The 17,964-nt window shown below is 62.9% G+C and carries 13 protein-coding genes; 3 read left to right on the top strand and 10 right to left on the bottom strand.

The window, feature by feature from the left end:
* Window positions 1-135 precede the first annotated feature (135 nt).
* The 5 genes from B5525_RS15020 to B5525_RS15000 form a co-directional block, all read right to left on the bottom strand.
* On the bottom strand, window positions 136-1,479 hold the full coding sequence (locus B5525_RS15020; protein ID WP_244567902.1) for a CaiB/BaiF CoA transferase family protein: 1,344 nt from the start codon (window positions 1,477-1,479) through the stop codon (window positions 136-138).
* Entirely contained in the window at window positions 1,401-2,249 is an 849-nt protein-coding gene (locus tag B5525_RS15015) for an enoyl-CoA hydratase-related protein (protein ID WP_079566697.1), read from the bottom strand. Before B5525_RS15015 ends, B5525_RS15020 begins: the two co-directional genes overlap by 79 nt.
* A 55-nt stretch (window positions 2,250-2,304) precedes the next feature.
* Window positions 2,305-3,525, bottom strand: a complete 1,221-nt coding sequence (locus B5525_RS15010) for an acyl-CoA dehydrogenase family protein (RefSeq protein WP_079566696.1) — start codon at window positions 3,523-3,525, stop codon at window positions 2,305-2,307.
* 87 nt (window positions 3,526-3,612) lie between these two features.
* Window positions 3,613-4,590, bottom strand: coding sequence for a 3-hydroxyacyl-CoA dehydrogenase NAD-binding domain-containing protein (locus tag B5525_RS15005; protein WP_079566695.1), 978 nt, complete (start codon window positions 4,588-4,590; stop codon window positions 3,613-3,615).
* 1 nt (window position 4,591) lies between these two features.
* Window positions 4,592-5,521, bottom strand: coding sequence for a 3-hydroxyacyl-CoA dehydrogenase (locus B5525_RS15000; protein ID WP_079566694.1), 930 nt, complete (start codon window positions 5,519-5,521; stop codon window positions 4,592-4,594).
* 477 nt (window positions 5,522-5,998) lie between these two features.
* On the opposite strand from B5525_RS15000, the gene B5525_RS14995 reads away from it, so the two are divergent.
* Genes B5525_RS14995 through B5525_RS14985 form a run of 3 tightly spaced genes read left to right on the top strand, consistent with a single transcriptional unit; the run spans window position 5,999 to window position 10,345 of the window.
* Window positions 5,999-7,060 (top strand): HlyD family secretion protein, encoded by a 1,062-nt coding sequence (locus B5525_RS14995; protein WP_079566693.1) that lies wholly within the window; start codon window positions 5,999-6,001, stop codon window positions 7,058-7,060.
* Window positions 7,057-9,387, top strand: coding sequence for an ABC transporter permease (locus B5525_RS14990; RefSeq protein WP_079566692.1), 2,331 nt, complete (start codon window positions 7,057-7,059; stop codon window positions 9,385-9,387). The genes B5525_RS14995 and B5525_RS14990 overlap by 4 nt, the downstream gene beginning before the upstream one ends.
* Window positions 9,374-10,345, top strand: coding sequence for an HlyD family secretion protein (locus tag B5525_RS14985; protein WP_079566691.1), 972 nt, complete (start codon window positions 9,374-9,376; stop codon window positions 10,343-10,345). Before B5525_RS14990 ends, B5525_RS14985 begins: the two co-directional genes overlap by 14 nt.
* 424 nt (window positions 10,346-10,769) lie before the next feature.
* On the opposite strand, the gene aspA is transcribed toward B5525_RS14985, so the two are convergent.
* The 5 genes from aspA to B5525_RS14960 form a co-directional block, all read right to left on the bottom strand.
* Window positions 10,770-12,227 carry an aspartate ammonia-lyase gene (gene aspA, locus B5525_RS14980; RefSeq protein ID WP_079566690.1) on the bottom strand — a complete coding sequence of 486 codons (1,458 nt, stop codon included), beginning with the start codon at window positions 12,225-12,227 and terminating at the stop codon, window positions 10,770-10,772.
* A 200-nt stretch (window positions 12,228-12,427) separates the two neighbouring features.
* A complete protein-coding gene (locus tag B5525_RS14975) occupies window positions 12,428-13,096 on the bottom strand; it encodes a hypothetical protein (RefSeq protein ID WP_079566689.1) in 669 nt (222 codons plus the stop codon).
* Window positions 13,097-13,212: 116 nt separating this feature from the next.
* Entirely contained in the window at window positions 13,213-13,473 is a 261-nt protein-coding gene (locus B5525_RS14970) for a hypothetical protein (protein WP_079566688.1), read from the bottom strand.
* A 147-nt stretch (window positions 13,474-13,620) separates the two neighbouring features.
* On the bottom strand, window positions 13,621-15,462 hold the full coding sequence (ilvD, locus tag B5525_RS14965) for a dihydroxy-acid dehydratase (protein ID WP_079566687.1): 1,842 nt from the start codon (window positions 15,460-15,462) through the stop codon (window positions 13,621-13,623).
* Between the two features lie 359 nt (window positions 15,463-15,821).
* A complete protein-coding gene (locus B5525_RS14960; RefSeq protein ID WP_079566686.1) occupies window positions 15,822-16,829 on the bottom strand; it encodes an NAD(P)H-dependent flavin oxidoreductase in 1,008 nt (335 codons plus the stop codon).
* Window positions 16,830-17,964: the final 1,135 nt, after the last annotated feature.

Raw genomic sequence — 17,964 nt, 5'->3', positions numbered from 1 at the left:
CGGTTCAACTGGACGCGCAGGATGCCTTCCGCATGTTCGGTAACAATCTCTTCCATGGTCGAGGTCCTGGTCCCTTTGGTGAATTTTACTGCAAGTCGAGGTTCGGGGCGGCTCCCGCCGCCCCGGCAGTGTGCGCTAGGCCGCATGCTCCTTTGCTTTCGGAATAGCACCGCTCGCACGCAAACCATCGATTTCGGTCGCACTGAATCCGAGCTGCCGGAGAACCTCATCGTTGTGTTCTCCAATCTTTGGGGCGCGCTTGGCGGACACTTTGGCGACGCCATGCACCTGAAGCGGGCTGCTGATCGTCGACGTCAGCTTGCCGCCGGCGCCTTCGAGCGGAACGACGATGTCGTTCGCCCGGAGCTGGGGATCGTTGATCACATCCTGTGGCCCACGCACCGCTCCGAACGTCACGTGAACGCCGTTGAACACGTCATACCAATGCGCCATCGGCTCGGCACAGAAGATCTCATCGAGGATCGCCGTGAGCTGTGGCATATTCGCCATCAACTGCGTCGGATCGGAGAACCGCGGATCGGTCAGAAGGTCAGAGCGGCCAAGGGCCTTGGCGACGGCTGCCAGCTTGTCGGGCGTGATGAGGAGAACGAACCAGGTGTCATCCTTGGCGCGATAGACGTTCATTGCCGCATTCACAGGGTTCTTGCGATCGTGCAGCCCGAAGAATTTCGCCTCGCACAGCGCTGCCTGGATCGAGACGCTGGCGGACCACACGCCTTCGGCGAGCAACGAGGTCGTGACATGCGCGCCCTCCCCCGTGCGCTCGCGACGATATAAGGCGGTGACGATCGCCGAATAGAGCCCAACGGCGGTGGCATTGTCACCGCTGCCGGCCACCGGCCAGGTCGGCGGCGCGCCGGCATCGCGCGTCATCGACAGCAATCCGCTGCGTGCCCAGTACGACGTGATGTCAAAGCCGGGCAGATCTGCATCCGGTCCCTTGTCGCCGAAACCCGTGAGGTCCGCGTAGATCAAGCGCGGGTTCCACTGCACCACATCTTTATATTCAAGCTTCAGTCGCGCGCGTGCCGGATGCGGCGTATTGACGATGAGAACGTCGGCCCATTTGACGAGCTTTTCGAGAATCTGATGGGCGCTCGGCGACTTCAGATCAAGCGCCATACCCCGCTTGTTGCGATTGGCGAGGTGCCAGGGGTAGGCATCCTCGGCGACCGGCTGCGGAGGCAGGTTGTGCGCATGCCGCCATAGCTCGCCGCTCGGCGGCTCCACTTTGATGACGTCAGCGCCGAAGTCGGACAGGATCACCGCGGCGCTGGGGCCTGCGATGAAGCTCGCCAGATCTACTACTTTCAGTCCAGAGAAAATGTTGTTGCTTGCCATGACTGTCCTTTCTGAAGGCGCTGTAGGCTGCGGCTGCTTTACCGGCCTCGGAACTGCGGTGCACGTTTCTCGAGGAAGGCGGAGGTGCCTTCCTTCTTGTCTTCGGTGGCGGCGCAAATGCCGAAGTAGGAAGCTTCCAACGCAAGGCCTTCGCTTTGGCTGGTCTCCAGCCCCTTGTTCGCCGCCTCCAGGGAGAACTTCACGGCGATCGGAGCGTTGGCCGCGATCTGCTTCAGAATCGTCTCGGCACGGTCAATCAGGCTGGCTGCGGAAACGACTTCGTTGACGAGGCCGATACGATAGGCTTCCTGCGCGGAAATCGTCTCGCCCGTGAGGATCAGTTGCAACGCACGGCCCTTTCCGACCAGCCGCGGCAACCGCTGCGTTCCGCCACCGCCGGGCAGCAGGCCCAGCTTGACTTCGGGTTGCCCAAATCTGGCATGCTCCACCGCGATCCTCATCGTGCAAGCCATCGCCGTCTCGCAGCCGCCGCCGAGCGCAAAGCCATTGATCGCCGCGATCACCGGCTTGCCGAGATTTTCGATGACGTCCAGCACGCTCTGCCCGAACCGGCTGGACTCTTCCGCTTCATAGGCGTCGACATGCGCGAGTTCACCGATGTCTGCGCCGGCGATGAAAGCCTTGTCGCCCGCGCCGGTGAGGATCACGCCGTGCACAGACGCATCGACCTTTGCATCCTCGAATGCGGCCTTCAAATCGGTCCAAGTCGGCGTATTGAGCGCGTTGAGCACCTTGGGCCGATTGACCGCCACGTAGGCGATCGAACCCTTTTTCTCGTACTGGACGTTCGCAAGCGCCAACGCCGCTCTGGGCACGGAGTTGGGTACTGTTGCAGGCGAAGAGGTGAACGGTGCAGCCGAAACCATAGTCATATCTCCTGGATGGGGGGCTGCCGGCGTCGGAGCGCCGGCCGCTGGGATGTCACAGGAAGGCGCCGTGACCGGTGATGGCCTTGCCGACGATCAGATTCTGCATCTGATAAGTGCCTTCGTAGGAGTACAGCGCCTCGGCGTCCGCGAAGAAGCGTGCGACGTTGTAGTCGGCGACAATGCCGTTGCCGCCCAGGACCTCGCGACCCCATGAGACCGTCTCGCGCGATTTCGCCGTGCAGAACGCCTTCGCGAGCGCCGCATGATGGTCGCCAAGCTTGCCTTCGTCATCGAGCTGCGCCAAACGGAGCATCAGGCACTGGCACGCGGTCAGATTGCCAAGCATCTTGGCGAGCAGATCCTGAATCAACTGGAACGAAGCGATCGGCCTGCCGAATTGCAGTCGCTCCTGGGCGTATTTGAGGGTTGCTTCGAATGCGCCCATCTGGATGCCGGTTGACGCCCAACCCACCATGTATCGCGTCATCCGCAGCACGCGCGCGGTATCGCGGAACGAATTGCCGCCCTGCAGGCGGTTCGCTTCAGACACCCGCACATCCTTCAGCGTGATCTGGCCGTTCTGGACCACCTTGAGCGCGATTTTGTGCTCGATCTTCTCGACGCTGAAACCGGGCGTCGACTTGTTCTCAACGATGAATCCCTTGACCTGGTTGTCCGCGAGATCGCGCGCCCAGATGATCGAAACGTCACACCATGGCGCGTTACCGATCCACCGCTTCTGTCCATTGAGAATCCAGGTATCGCCTTCACGTTTGGCGGTTGTCGTGAGACCGCCGCTCGTTCCCGAACCGACCAGTGGCTCGGTCAACCCGAAACACCCGATCTTTTCGTAGCGCGCCATTTGCGGTAGCCATTTTTGCTTCTGCTCTTCGGATCCGTCGAGATAGATCGAGCCCATTGCCAGGCCGCTGTGTACGCCCCAGAACGTACAGATCGACGCGTCGACGCGCGCCATCTCCATCGCGACGAAGCCGAACAGCTTTTGGCTGCCACCCGCGCAGCCGTAACCCTCAAAGCCGAGCCCGCCGATGCCGAGCTCCTTGAATGAAGGCAGCAGTTCGAACGGAAACGCATCATCGGACCAGTACTTGTTGATGATCGGCTGGACCTTGCTCTCCAAGTATGTCCGCACCTTTTTGACCAGCGCTTTCTCTTCGGGGGTGAGAAGGTCGACCAGCTGATAGAAATCGCCGTTGGGTACGGGCACCGGCTTCGGCGTGGTGGTCTTGCTTGCTGCGGTTGCGGTGGGCATTTTGGACTCCTTTGGCGGCGGCTTGAAAGCCGGAAGATTTGAAGGACGTGTCGGATGCGTGATCGATATCGCCGCTGGCGCCTGGTCTCAGGCGACCGGCGCCGTCGATTTCGTTTGGCTCGCCTTGGCAACCTTGTTGCGCAGCTCAATCAGGCCGAGCAGGACTTCGTCGCGCTCCGCCGCGAGTTCGTCGATGGTGCGCGATCCGACCTCGGCGTGGACGCTGTCGATGAGCTTCTTTTGCACGTCGGGAGTCAGCACCGGCGAGCCAAGGGTCTTCCACCAGGCCGTCATTGGACCGGTGAACTGCTGGAAGAAGTGCTCGATACCGCCCGGACCGCCGCCGAGGTGGTTGAGCATCAAGTTGCCCATGATGCCCCAGCGCAGGCCCGGGCCCCAGCACAGGGCCGTGTCGACGTCGGCGGCGCTGACCACGCCCTCGCCAACGAGGTAATAGACCTCGCGCGCCAACGCAGCCTGGAGGCGGTTGGCGACATGCCCCGGCATTTCCTTGTTGAGGCGCACCGTCCGCTGCCCGATCGACGTGTAAAATTCCGCTGCGCGCTCGATCGTATCCTTCGACGTCTTCGCTCCTCCGACGATCTCGACCAGCGGGACCAGATGCGGCGGATTGAAGGGGTGGGCGATCACGCAGCGCTCCGGATGAGACGCGGCGCCCTTCTGGATTTCGCTCATGGTGAGCCCCGACGAGCTTGAGGCGATGATGACGCTGGGATGCAGCAGTTCATCCAGTTGCCGATAGAGCGTCTGCTTGAAGTCGATCTTCTCGGGTCCGTTTTCCTGGACCAGATCGGCGTCCTTGACGGCGTCCGTCAGGACCGCGGTGAATGACAGCCTGTTCTGGGAAGCACCGGATGCAAGGCCAAGCCGCTGCAGTGCGGGCCACGCCGCTGCAACAAAGCGCTTCAATGCCGCTTCCGCGCCCGGCGCGACGTCTGTCGCCACCACGTCAAGGCCGTGGGCAAGGAACAGTGCGGACCAGCTGGCGCCGATGACGCCCGTGCCAATAATGGCAACTCGGCGAATGGGATTGTTTTGCGACACGTTACTTCTCCTTCGGGATTTCGGCGTAGGCGATGCCGGTGAGGTTGCCCTGTGCGAACAGGAAATTCCGTTCACCGGATCCGTCGAGCCGGGCGGAGTAGATTGAGCCGGCGAAATCGGTCACGAACATGCGGTCGTTTGGAATATCGAGCGCGATACCGATCCCCTCCATGAGGTGGGTCACCACGATCTCCGGCTCGACAGGCTTGTTGTCTATCGAGGCGCGATTGACTGTGTTGCCGCGCGGAGGGTCGCCGCGGTCAGTCCAGTAGAGAACACGGTTCTTGTGGTCGAGCTCGATATCGATCGGTTCCGGCAGATCCTTGAAGAAGATCTCGATGTCGGACCTGGTGGCTGCAGTTTGGCCGGCGGGAATTTCGACATTGGCTCGGAACAGGCGACCGAGCCCGGCATTGTCTGGGCCTTTTTGCGTCCAGTAGATATGTCCGAATTTCGGATCGATCGTCAGCCCAACGCACCATCGCGTCGGATCCCGGCTGTCGGCTTCGCCGCGCCCCGTCTCAATGAGCGTCTCCAGTTGCGAGCCGTCCAGGTTGCAGCGCATGACGCGCATACCCTCGCGGTCGCACCAATAGAGCTTGCCGCCTTTCTTATCGAGGATGATCTGCTTCGGAGTGTGGGTGTCTCCCTGAGCGACGATGGTCTTGCGGTTCTTGCCGTCGATATCGGCGCGCTCGACGGATCCGTCGTTCAGGCTTGGGATGCCCATGTTGGTCCAGTAGATATGGCCAGCTTCGGTATCGACGACGATGCCGTCGGGCAAATTGCAATCCGACACGATGGTCTTGCGGTCGGAACCGTCCGCATTCATGGAGTGAATGCGGCCGGCATTCAACTCGAGGACAAAAAGACGAGGGACGACAGCGCTGGCGCCAGCGCTTCGATTGTTCTTCCTGACGGCTTCAGACATGTGGCACCCGTGTGGCGACCTGACGCGAAATTGGTCAGCGCTTGACCGCGACTGTGCCGCGAATACTTGCCACGATATTGGATGGGACGATCGTCGCTGGAATGGTTGTGCTTCTTCATCGCCGTCGTACGGCGCGGTTCATTCCGTACATTCGGCACGCGAGGGATATTGCGGCACCGGTCCATGACCGACAGAAGGGTTTTTGCGACTTCGAATATGCGGAGCATAGCGCCCCCTCGACTCGCCGCGGCGTCTTCTGTAGCCTCATTGCCGGCGACAGCCATGCGCGCGACGTTTTCGCTGCGCTTAAGGCTGCGAGCGACGGCGAACCGCACGAACATGCAAATCGGAGCGCATCCGGACAAGCGGCGAAATGTGCACGCTGGCTAAGTCACGGTGCCGCCGAGTCAGACACGGCGCATGGAGGTCCGGCGAGGCCTAACAACCAAGACTGTCATGAACTAAGTGGAGTCAGGCATGGACATACCGACCTCTGACGAGGAAGCTCAAGGTACGTCCGACGCGCCAAGTGACGGACAAGAGAAGAACACGCGCGCCGCGACGCGCGCTCCTTCCATTATCGTTGCCGCCATTGCGGTTGTCGTCGTCGCTCTTTCGCTCTTCTATCTGTTGCGGCCGGAGCCGTTGCTTGTCCAGGGCGAGGCCGACGCGACGCGGCTCGACATCGCCGCGCGCGTCGACGGACGCGTCAAGGAAATACCCGTCGAACGCGGCCAGAACGTCCCCGCGAACGCTGTGCTGGTAAGGATCGATAATCCCGAGACTGTCGCCAAACTCGAACAAATGCGAGCGGCGATGGTCGTTGCCCAGTCGCAGCTTGCCAACGTACTCGTCGGAACCCGGGTCGAAGTCACCGCCGCGCGGAAGGCGGAGCTGGAGCGCGCACAAGCCGCTCTCGTTCTGGCGCAGAAAAATTTCGACCGCACCAACACTTTGACCCAGCAAGGCAATGCGCCGCAAGCCCGCCTCGACCAGATGACCGATTCGCTGCACGAAAGCGAACGGGCGGTCGACCAGGCCAAGTCAGCCTACGATCAGGCGGTCAATGGCTACACAAGGGAAGAACGGGCGATTGCCAAGGCCAATGTCGAAAAGGCCAATGCCGATATCCAGAGCGTGCAATCAATCATCGATCAACTGGTTGTCTATGCTCCCGTTGCCTCGCAAATCTATCAGCGCAATGTGGAGCCTGGCGAATATGTTTCGCCGGGCGTGCCGCTCGTCACCCTGATCGATTTGGCTGATGTCTGGATCCACTTCGATCTTCGCGAGGATCTGGTGAAGGGCTTGAAAGTCGGCGATCGATTTGACGTCCACATTCCCGCTCTCGATGACCGCCTCGTCGCGGTCGAAGTCAAGCTCATTGCGACCAAGGGCGAATATGCGAGCTGGCGCGCCACGCGCGCTTCGGGCGATTTCGACCTGCGGACGTTTTCAATCCGCGCCTACCCGGTCCAGCCGGTGCCCGAACTGCGACCGGGGATGAGCGCCTATCTCGACTGGCGATCCAGGTCATGAGGCCGGCATCGAAGCCCGGATTTCTTTCGGTCGTGCGGCGCGAGTGCGATTGGCTGTTTCACGATCGCGTGGCGTTGCTTCTGATTTTCGGCGTACCCTTATTTGCGTTCGTGGTTCTCACGACTGTCTTCAGCCATCCTGTCATCCGGGGGCTCGGGGTGACCGTCGTCGACGCGGACCGATCGGACGCTTCGCGTGCCCTGGTGGAATATGTCGCGGCGTCTCCGAGCCTGAAAATCGTCAACCGCTCCGGTACGCTGTCGACGGCTGTGCAGGACATACGGGCCGGCAAGGCGATTTCGGCAATCTATATCCCGCCGGATTTCGAGCGTGACCTGAAAGCCGATCGCCGACCACAGGTTGTGGGTTTTTATAACCAGCAGTTCCTGACCCCTTCTGGCATTGCATCCTCAGGCCTGAGCGATGCGCTATCCGCTGCGGCGGCAGCGGCCGCCCCCGCCAAGCGCACCGCCCCCGCCCCAGCTTCCGTCGGAACACTGGCCAGCGAGACCATCGCGCTTGTCAATCCGCAAAAGAACTATGCGCAGTTTCTGCTACGTGCGCTGCTGCCGACGATCATCCACGTGGTGATCACGCTCGCCGCAGGCTATTCCGTCGGATCCGAATTCCGCCGTCGCGACGCACGAGCGTGGCTCGAAAGCGCCGGAGGCGATCCGATCGTCGCGCTGGTCGGTAAGCTCGCGCCGCTGTTCGGCATCTTTTTCCTGATCATGTTGGTTGAGGTGCTCTTCCTTGAGGGCGTGCTGAAAATCCCGTTTAGGGGAGACGTGCCGTTGCTGGTCGCCGCTGGCTGCCTCCTGATTATTGCCCACCTGTCGCTCGGCGCCTTGCTGCAGCTCCTGGTCGGCGACTTGGCGACGGGGCTCGGACTTGCGGGCCTCATTGCCTCTCCTGCATTCGGCTACGCGGGCGTCGGCTTTCCCACGGTCGGCATGAATACGTTTGCGCAAGTCTGGAGCACTATCCTGCCGCTGCGCTGGTACATGGCCGTCCTGCTTGGACAAGCGGCGCGGGGATTGCCGGTCTCGGATTCCGCCGTTCCCTTCGCGACGCTCGCAGGCCTTACGATGCTCTTTGCCGGTCTCGCATTGCTGCGCATGGCGAGCCTCAAGCGCAAGGGCTGGTTTGAGATGGCGCGACCTGCCGAGCAACCCGAAACAGGGGGCGCACCGCGGGGCATCGGCGGCGCCTTTACGGCGGAGTGGCGGCGCGTGCTCGGAGCGCGGAGCGCGTTCAGCCTGCTGTTCCTGGCTCCCTTGATCTACGGTATCTACTATCCGCAGCCCTATCTCAACCAGATCCTTCGCAAGCTTCCCGTCGCAGTCGTCGATAATGATCTGAGTGATCTCAGCCGCCGGATCGTGGAGACACTGGACGCGAGTGGGGCATTGAGCGTCGTGGTTCGCGCCCGAACACTTGCCGAGGCGCGCACCGCAATCGATCGCGGGCAGGCCTTTGTCGCCGTCGAGATCCCGCCCGGCACCGAGCGCGATGTGCTCAAAGGCATCACTGTTCACATCCCGGTCTACGCGGACGCCACCTACCTGTTCATATTCAGATCGACCGCCAGCGGCGTCGCCACGGCGGTCGGCGCATTGACATCCGACCTCGTTTCGCGAGGCGCCCGCTCCGATGGAAGCCTTGTGAAGGCGAAATTGGCGAGCCTGAGTCCGGCCGACGTTCTGCTGCAACCGATCTTCAACCCGGTGGGCGGCTATGCGAGCTACGTCGTCCCGGCGGCGTTTGTGCTGATCCTGCAACAAACCCTTCTGATCGGTGCGGCGATGCTGACCGGTACGGCGTTGGCGAGAGGCGGAGGAGCATTCGCCGGTGTGCTCGGCCGCGGCATAGCCCACCTGACAATCTACCTGCCAGCGCTCGCGCTGTATCTCATCGTGCTGCCGCGCATCTACGGCTTTTCGACGCTCGGCCATCTTCCGCAACTGTTCGCGCTCGCTGCGGTCTTTTTGCTGGCGACCAGCTTCATGGGGCAGGCCGTCGGGGCCTTGTTCACGCGGCCGGAAAACGCGACCATTCTCCTGCTTGCGACCAGCCTGCCTCAGTTCTTCATGGCCGGCTTCGCATGGCCGCGCGAAGCAATTCCCGACGCGGCCCTTGCGCTCGGTCGGATTTTCCCCGCCGATTCCGCGATCGATGGCCTCGTGCGCATCAACCAGCTCGGCGCCGGCATCTGGGAGGTCGCGCATGACTGGCTCGGACTGTGGTGTCTGACGCTCGCTTATTTCGCGCTCGCCGTGATCTCGGCGTTTGCCGTCAAGAGAGGACAGCGACATGCGCAAAGTTAGGCGTGCCGCGATCGGCGCAATCGTGCTCGTGCTGCTCGCGGGTGCCCTGATCTACTTCGAGCGTCGTCCCGATTCTTCGGCCGCAATTGTCGGCGTGGTGCGGGCGACCGAAGTCAGGGTGGAGCCGGAGGTGGACGGCCAGCTCGCATCAATTGCGGTCGAGAAAGGCGCCCGCGTACATGCGGGCGACGTCCTGGCGAGGCTCTCCGCAATCGAGTTGACGGCACAGGCGGATCAGGCGCGCGCCGCGCTTGCGTCGGCGACTGCAAATCGCAACAACGTCTATGCCGGCGTCCGTCGCGAGCAGGTCGACTCGCTGAAGGCTGGAATCGCCAAGGCAAGCGCCCGCCTCGAATATGTGCAAGCCCAGCTCGCAAGAACCAGTACGCTGGCACGCCAAAGCTTCGAGTCCCAGCAGGCGCTTGACCAGGCCGAAAACGATGCTGCAAGCGCGCGTGCCGATGTGGCGGAGGCGCAGGCGAACTACGATGCGGCCGTGGCGGGCCCGACCCGGGAGGAGCGCGCGATCTCCGACGCACAGATGCAGGCCGCAGCGGCCGCGGTCGCGGTGCTGGAGCGCCGTCTCGAGAAGATGATTCTGCGTGCTCCAGTCGACGGGGTGGTCAGCGTCATCGCTGCAGAGCCGGGTGAGAATGTTCACGCGGGTCAGCCGATCCTGATGGTCGAGGCGGAAGGCGAGCAATGGCTTTCGTTTAACGCGCGCGAAGATCATCTCAGTGGCTTCACGATCGGAAGAACAGTGAGCGTGATGCGGAACGGTGCCGATGGCGCAATCAATGCCGTTATCACCGAACTGCGGCCGATCGGAACGTTCGCCACCTGGCAGGCCGAGCGGGTGATTGGAGATCATGACCGCAATACGCTGCGGTTGCGCCTCGACCCGAAGGCAGAGCCGGCAGGCCTCGAGCCGGGCGTGACGGTCTGGATCGAGAACTAGCAAGAACGCGAGCGCCGAAGAATCGCTTCTGCCGCCGAAGTATCAATCAACTCGCAAGTTTGATCCCTCATCGGCATCCAGATTTTCACTCCTTTGAGCGGCGGGTTTGCTGTTTGCGAATGAACGGCAGCTTTGCGCCATTGGCGGTCCCTCCGTAACCGCTCATTCCGCGAAGGGCCTGGTGAAAAATAGCGTGCTACTCGCGTGAGCTGGCTTGGGTGCTACCATCAAGCGAACGAAATAGCAGAACATCGTAGGCTGGCGTAGGAAATAGTGGGAAGAAGTAGCAGGGGACCGACTCGCACCCTCGTACGTTCTCGGCAAAGTCGCCTCCTTGGTGCACATTCTTGGAACACCAATGTTGGCATGCATGTTGGTATCGAGGCTGGGAGCGTTGCGCGCTCTTCCCGGCCACCCCATCCCCTTAATCGATCTGGTCGCGGCGCAGGCTTAAAACATGGGTTTCGGCGGGCGCCTGGTCGATGCCGAACGGTCGCGGCCGGGTCAGCACTTCCGGCTGCAGGATCCGGTCGAGTTGCTCGCGCGTCAGGAGCTTCCTGGCCAGCACGAGATCGGCGACGCTCAGGCCCGTCAGGAGCGCTTCCTGGGCGACCTCGGTGGCGTTGGCGTAACCGATATAGGGATTGAGCGCGGTCACGATACCGATCGAATTTTCGACGCCCCGGCGCAGATGCTCGCGATTGGCGGTGATGCCGTTCACGCATCTTGTTGCCAGCGTCAGGCAGCCGGCGCGCAAATGGTTGACGCTCTTGAACAGGCTGTGCGCGATGATCGGCTCGAACGCATTCAACTGCAACTGACCGGCCTCGGCCGCAAAACTCACCGTGACGTCGTTGCCGATCACCTCGAAGGCGATCTGGTTGACGACCTCGGGAATCACCGGGTTGACCTTGCCCGGCATGATACTGGAGCCGGCCTGCATCGGCGGCAGATTGATCTCGCCGAGGCCGACGCGCGGCCCCGATGACAATAGCCGCAGATCATTGCAGGTCTTCGACAGTTTGACCGCGACCCGTTTCAGAACGCCGGAGAGTTGCACGAAGCTGCCGCAGTCCTGGGTCGCCTCGATCAGGTTCGAGGCGGTCACGACCGGAATGCCCGTGACATCGCGCAAATGCCGGCAGACCAGTCCGGCGTAGTCCGGATGCGCATTGATGCCGGTGCCGATGGCGGTGGCGCCCATGTTGATTTCGCAAACCAGAAGCACCGCTTCCTGCAGCCGCTGCTCGTCTTCTCCGAGCATCACCGCATAGGTCGAGAATTCCTGCCCCAGCGTCATCGGAACGGCGTCCTGCAGCTGGGTGCGGCCCATCTTGATGATGTCCTTGAACTCCTCGGACTTCTTCTCGAACGCCTGACGCAACACCGCCATGGCCTCAACCAACCGCATGATGCCGGAATAGGCCGCGAGCTTGAGCGCCGTCGGGTAGACGTCGTTGGTGCTCTGGCTCATGTTGACGTGTTCATTGGGATGCAGGAAATGATAGTCGCCCTTGGGCCGGCCCAGCAATTCCAGGGCGCGGTTGGCGATGACCTCGTTGGCGTTCATGTTGGTCGAGGTGCCGGCGCCGCCCTGGATCACATCGACCACGAACTCCTCATGCAGCCGGCCGGCCCTGATTTCTTCGGCGGCGGCGACAATGGCGTCGGCGCGCGTCTGGTCCAAGAGCTTCAATTCGCAATTGGTCTTGGCTGCGGCCAGCTTGATGGATGCCAGCGCCACGATCAGGTCCGGATAGATCGAGATCGGCGTTGCGCTGATCGGAAAATTCTCCACCGCGCGCAGGGTGTGGACGCCGTAATAGGCCGCCGCCGGCACATCGCGGTCGCCCAGCAAATCATGTTCGCGTCGCATCTGCATGTGAACCTCTCGCCGGAGTGCTTTGCTCGGCCGATAAGATCAGGCGGCGGCTGATCTTCCAAGGGCTGTTAGGCGTGATCGAGCTGATCCGGCGCCGCGAACCGGTGTGGCTTGGCCACGATGGCGCCTGAGGGAGCGAACAGCTCGGTTCAACCGAAGTCGCCCCGGCGTCGTGGACCGTTCAATCGCGGACAAACGCCTCAGATCTGCGCGGCGACCTTCTCCAGGCCGATCAGGCGGGCCAGCGAGCGCACTTCCTGCTTCTGGTCCTCGCGCAACTGGAACAACAGGGGCATCGCCGCGGATTTCAGCTGCTGGACTTCGGCGGCGTCGGGATCGATCGGCGGCACGCCGGCGACGTGCGTGTCGCCATGGCGGCTGGCGTGAATCTTACGGGCCACGGCGCGCAGCGCGCTTTCCACCGCCGGCCAGTAATATTCCTGGTCCGACGACAGCCTCAGGCGATCCTTGATGGTGGCGATCTGCTCGTCGCTGAGCAGCGTGTAGGCTTTCTGCGGGGCCGGCTTGGCGGCGAGCTTCGGCTTCGGCGGCGCGAGTTGCGCCGGTGTCTCGGCCGCGGGGGCCGTGATCCCGGGCATTTCGATGTCGGAGGGGGCTGCGGATGCATAGGCCTGCCGCAGCGGCTCGGTCAGGCTTGCGGTCTGCGCCGGCTCGAACGAGGCCAGCGCCAGCCGCGTGACCGCGAGTTTGTCCTGCTTGCCTTCCCGGTTCGCGACCGGGCCTTTGACGCCGGCGGAAGCCATATCCGCCCGGGCCGCCGGCACGCTGTTGCGGCCGAGAATACTGCTGACGGCCGCGCCGGCGACGAGCAAACAGGTCAGCGCGATCAGGGCGATGGCTTTGGTCAAGCTGGTCTTCCTTCCGAACCGTCAACGACAATCACTTTGCCGACAACTGGGAATTAATTAAGGCCTAACCATGCGACGGCGGTATAAATGCATCAATCTTACGCTTTTTCAATAGCTTAGGCCGGGGATAACTCGGGCGCGGCCAACAATTCGTAGGCTTCCTGGATGTCGGCGACGATATCGGACGCCTCCCAAATCCCATCCGGCGCGACCGAGCGCAGGCTGATGGTCCAGTTGCTCTTGCTGGTGCGGGGCATGCTGACGATGTCGAACTCGACATTGCGGCACAGCGGATGCCGGTCGAGCGCGCGGGCGACGCGGTATCTGATTTCGTCGATGGTGGCAGGGGTTTTCGCGAAAAGCGTGTCGAAATCCATGTCGCGGCCCTTCGAATGGCGGTCTCGAGGCGCGGCCTTGCGCCCTTAAGGCGGCGGACGGCCTTCGAAGGCAATTCTGGTGGCGGAATGGTTAATGCCGCGTTAAGGGCGAAAACGGGTTGTCCCGGGACCGGTTCGCACGCACGCCTAGTCCCGGACCACGCGCACCGCGCCGCGCGCGGCGCCGGTGGTCAGCGCCGCATAAGCCCTAAGCGCCATCGTCACCTTGCGGGTTCGCTTCGCCGGTTTCCAGGCTTCCGCCTTGCGGCCCAGCATCGCTTCCCGGCGCCGCGCCAGGGTGGCGTCATCGACCTTGAGGCTGATGGAGCGGGCGGGAATGTCGATCTCGATGCGATCGCCCTCCTCGACCAGTCCGATCAGCCCGCCTTCCGCCGCTTCCGGCGAAATATGCCCGATCGAAAGCCCCGACGATCCACCGGAGAAGCGGCCATCGGTGATCAGGGCGCATACTTTGCCGAGCCCCTTCGATTTGAGGTAGCTGGTCGGGTACAGCATCTCCTGCATGCCGGGGCCGCCGCGCGGACCCTCATAGCGCACCACGACGACGTCGCCGGGCTTGATCTTGCCGCCCAAAATGCCCTCGACCGCGGCGTCCTGGCTTTCGAAGATCCGCGCCGGCCCCGCGAATTTCAGGATGCTCTCGTCGACGCCGGCGGTCTTCACGATGCAGCCGTCCACCGCCAGGTTTCCGGTCAACACGGCAAGGCCGCCGTCTCTGGAGAACGCGTGCTCGGCGTCGCGGATGCAGCCTTTGCTGCGGTCGGTATCGACGTCCTCGAAGCGGCGGTCCTGGCTGAAGGCCTGCTGCGTCGGCACGTTGCCGGGCGCCGCCTTGAAGAAATGGCGCACGCTTTCGCTCTTGGTGCGGCTGATATCCCAGCGGTTCAGCGCGTCCTCGATCGACTTGGAATGTACCATCGGCAGCCCGCGGTTGATCAAATTGGCGCGGTCGAGTTCGCCGAGAATGGCCATGACACCGCCGGCGCGGTGAACGTCCTCCAGATGCACGTCCGGCACCGAGGGCGCCACCTTGCACAACACCGGCACCCGGCGCGACAGCCGGTCGATGTCCTGCATGGTGAAGGGGATCTCGCCTTCATAGGCGGCCGCGAGCAGATGCAGCACCGTGTTGGTCGAGCCGCCCATCGCGATATCGAGCGTCATGGCGTTCTCGAACGCCTTGAAGCTGGCGATCGCGCGCGGCAGCGCGGTCTCGTCGTCCTGCTCGTAGTAACGGCGCGCCAGATCGACGATCAGATGACCGGCTTCGACGAACAGCCCCTTGCGATCGGCATGGGTCGCCAGCAGCGAGCCGTTGCCGGGCAGCGCCAGCCCCAGCGCCTCGGTCAGGCAGTTCATGGAGTTCGCCGTGAACATCCCCGAGCAGGAGCCGCAGGTCGGGCAGGCCGATCGTTCGATGATTTCGACATCGGCGTCGCTGACCTTTTCGTCGGCGGCGGCGACCATGGCGTCGATCAGGTCGACCGAGCGGATCTTGCCCTTGACGCTGACCTTGCCGGATTCCATCGGACCGCCCGAGACGAACACGGTCGGGATGTTGATCCGCAGCGCCGCCATCAGCATGCCCGGCGTGATCTTGTCGCAATTGGAGATGCACACCATCGCGTCGGCGCAATGGGCGTTGACCATGTACTCGACGCTGTCGGCGATGATCTCGCGCGACGGCAGGCTGTAGAGCATGCCGTCATGCCCCATCGCGATGCCGTCATCGACCGCGATGGTGTTGAACTCCTTGGCGACGCCGCCGGCCTTTTCGATTTCGCGCGCGACCAATTGGCCGAGGTCCTTGAGATGGACATGCCCGGGCACGAACTGGGTGAACGAGTTGACCACGGCGATGATCGGCTTGCCGAAATCCTCGTTCTTCATGCCGGTGGCGCGCCAGAGGCCGCGGGCGCCGGCCATGTTGCGGCCGTGGGTCGTGGTCCTGGAGCGGTAGGCTGGCATGGTCTGTCCTTCGAAGGTCGGGAAAATCGGTGGTTGGACGGTGTTCTATACGGTGTGGGAGGCGCCCTGAAGCGCTTTGTCGCGGGGAAGCCATGCGGTTGCGGGCGCTAGCGCTATCCATCTCACATGGGCCAGCACATTTTTCTTCTCCCCTCCCCCCGCGAAGCGGTGGGGAGGGGTCGGGGGTGGGGGGTGGCGCAGCAAGTTCTCGCTCTCGTTCTGGCACTGAGCCGGCTGAAACACCCCCACCCCCGACCTCGAGAGCGAGCTTCGCTCGCCTCGGACCCCTCCCCGCCACGCTGCGCGTGGAGGGAGGGGAGTGAAGAGCATCGAAGCGACGCCGCTCGAAGGATGAAGCATTAGAAATGGAAAGCGCTCTGGCCGGCCCTCGCGGCGCGGTATTCGGCGAGGGTGCGCGCGACCAGCTCGTCGGCCGGCAGCACGCCGGTGACGCCTGAGGTCGAATGCCCCGCGCTCCAGATGTCGCGCCAGCGCGCCGGGCGGTTCTCGCGGGCGCCGATATCGATGTCCTTGCCGATGTCGATGGCGCCGCGCGGCGGCAGGTCTTCCGGATCGAGGCCGGCGGCCGCAATCGAGGGCCGCAGCATGTTGGTCTGCAAGCCGGTGAAGGCCGTGGTCAGCAGGATGTCGTCGGCGCTGCTTGCGACCAGCATCTCCTTGTATCGCGGATCCGCCATGCTCTCGGCGGTCGCGATGAATTTGGTGCCCATATAAGCGAGATCGCAGCCCAGCGCTTGCGCCGCCCACAGCGCGTGGCCGTCACTGATGCCGCCCGCCAGCACTACCGGCCCCTCGAAGAACGCACGCACGGCACGGACGAACACAAACGGATTGAGCCAGCCGGTCTGCCCGCCGGCGCCGGCCGTCAGCAGCACCAATCCATCGGCGCCGGCCACGACCGCGCGCTCGGCATGGCGGATGCTGGCGACGTCCGCGAACACCAGCGCGCCCGCATCGTGCAGCGGCACCAGCACGGGCGACGGCGAGCCGACCGAGGTGATGACGATCTCGGGCTTGTGCCGCAACAGCACCTGCAGATCCGCCTCGAGCCGCGCGTTGGAGCGGTGCACGATCAGGTTCGGGCAAATGGGCGCGGCAGGTTTTTCACTGTTTTCCGAATGCCGCTGCAATCGTGCTTCGATCTCGCCGAGCCAACCGTCGAGCTGTTCGGCGCTGCGGCAATTCACCGTCGGAAACGCGCCGATCACGCCGTTGCGGCACGCCGCCGCCACGAGATCGACGCCCGACACCAAAAACATCGGCGCCGCGATCAACGGCAGGCTGAGGCGGTCGCGAAAGCGGGCGAGCGGATCGGGGAAAGTCAACGCCGTGCGTTCCGGTGTCATGATGTTTGTCGTTCCTCGCCTTCACATCCGTTGTTTCCGCAATAGTGACACGACCGAAGGCCGCGCGAGAAGACCCGAAAAACCATCAGCCGTCATTGCGAGCGACGGCCAAGCGCGATGAGCGACGGTCCCTCGGCCGTCATTGCGAGCCAACGGGTCGCGCGAATGCGCGCCCGATGACAGGCTCCGCGAAGCAATCCATCGGGCAGCGGAAAGAAAGAATGGATTGCTTCGTCGCAAACGCTCCCTTGCGCAAACGCTTCACGTTTGTCGCAGGCAATGACGGGGTTTGGCAGAGGGTTTGATTTCCGATTCATTTGGCTTCCGATTCAACTTCCAAAAAGCGTGAGGACATGCCTTCGCATTGCCGCGGCGCGATGCGCCCGGGTTTTGCGAGGGTCGCCGCCCTCGCAAAACACCGAGAGGGCGCAGGGAAAGCCGGATGCGCGCTGCACCCGCGGTCTCGTGTGCAAAGGAAAACAGAAAACGCACACGAGCATACAGGTTCAGCGGAGGCAATCCGGCTTTCCCTGCGCGATGGGTTACGGCTTACTCCGCGCTCTCCCCGGTGACCGGGCTTTCTTGCCACCGTCGCCCGCGAAAAGTTTTGCTTCTCGCGAACTTGACCCAGCGTCGGGGCGCCAGGACCACACGGCTTCGCCGTCCGCGCCGCCTGCGCTCGTCGTTCGCAGGCCTCACGTCCACCGCATCCCACCGCGCGTTCGTGACGATCGCGAGCCGCCCCTCTCATCGGGTGAGACGCGCGAAGGTAAATCACTGATTTGCCCGACACGTTAAGCGGAATATTTTTGCGCGAGGGGGTGGACAGGGTTTTGGGTGATTTGCCCGGCGGGTTGTTTTGTCGCGGCCCGGCTGCAGGATTTCGCTTGCGCGCCAAGCGAAGCAGTTGGCATTTTTTCCGGCCAGCCGTTCCCCGAAAAGTCAATTAAATGCACTCTCACCGTAATTCCGTGGTTTATTTTGAGTTTAGCGCGGAACGGCAATTTCCCAGTCTGGGCTGGAACAACTTCGTTGTCGTGCTCCCGTCTTGGTGGATGGTTGCTCCACCGCCTCGCGCGTGCAGGTACCTCGCCTGGTTTCAAAGTAAGTTGAGCGATCTACCGGTAAACTTGGC

The organism is Bradyrhizobium erythrophlei (assembly GCF_900129505.1).
GTDB lineage: Bacteria > Pseudomonadota > Alphaproteobacteria > Rhizobiales > Xanthobacteraceae > Bradyrhizobium > Bradyrhizobium erythrophlei_D.
The sequence above is the reverse complement of the archived record's forward strand: the minus strand, read 5'-3'. Positions and strand labels throughout refer to the sequence as shown.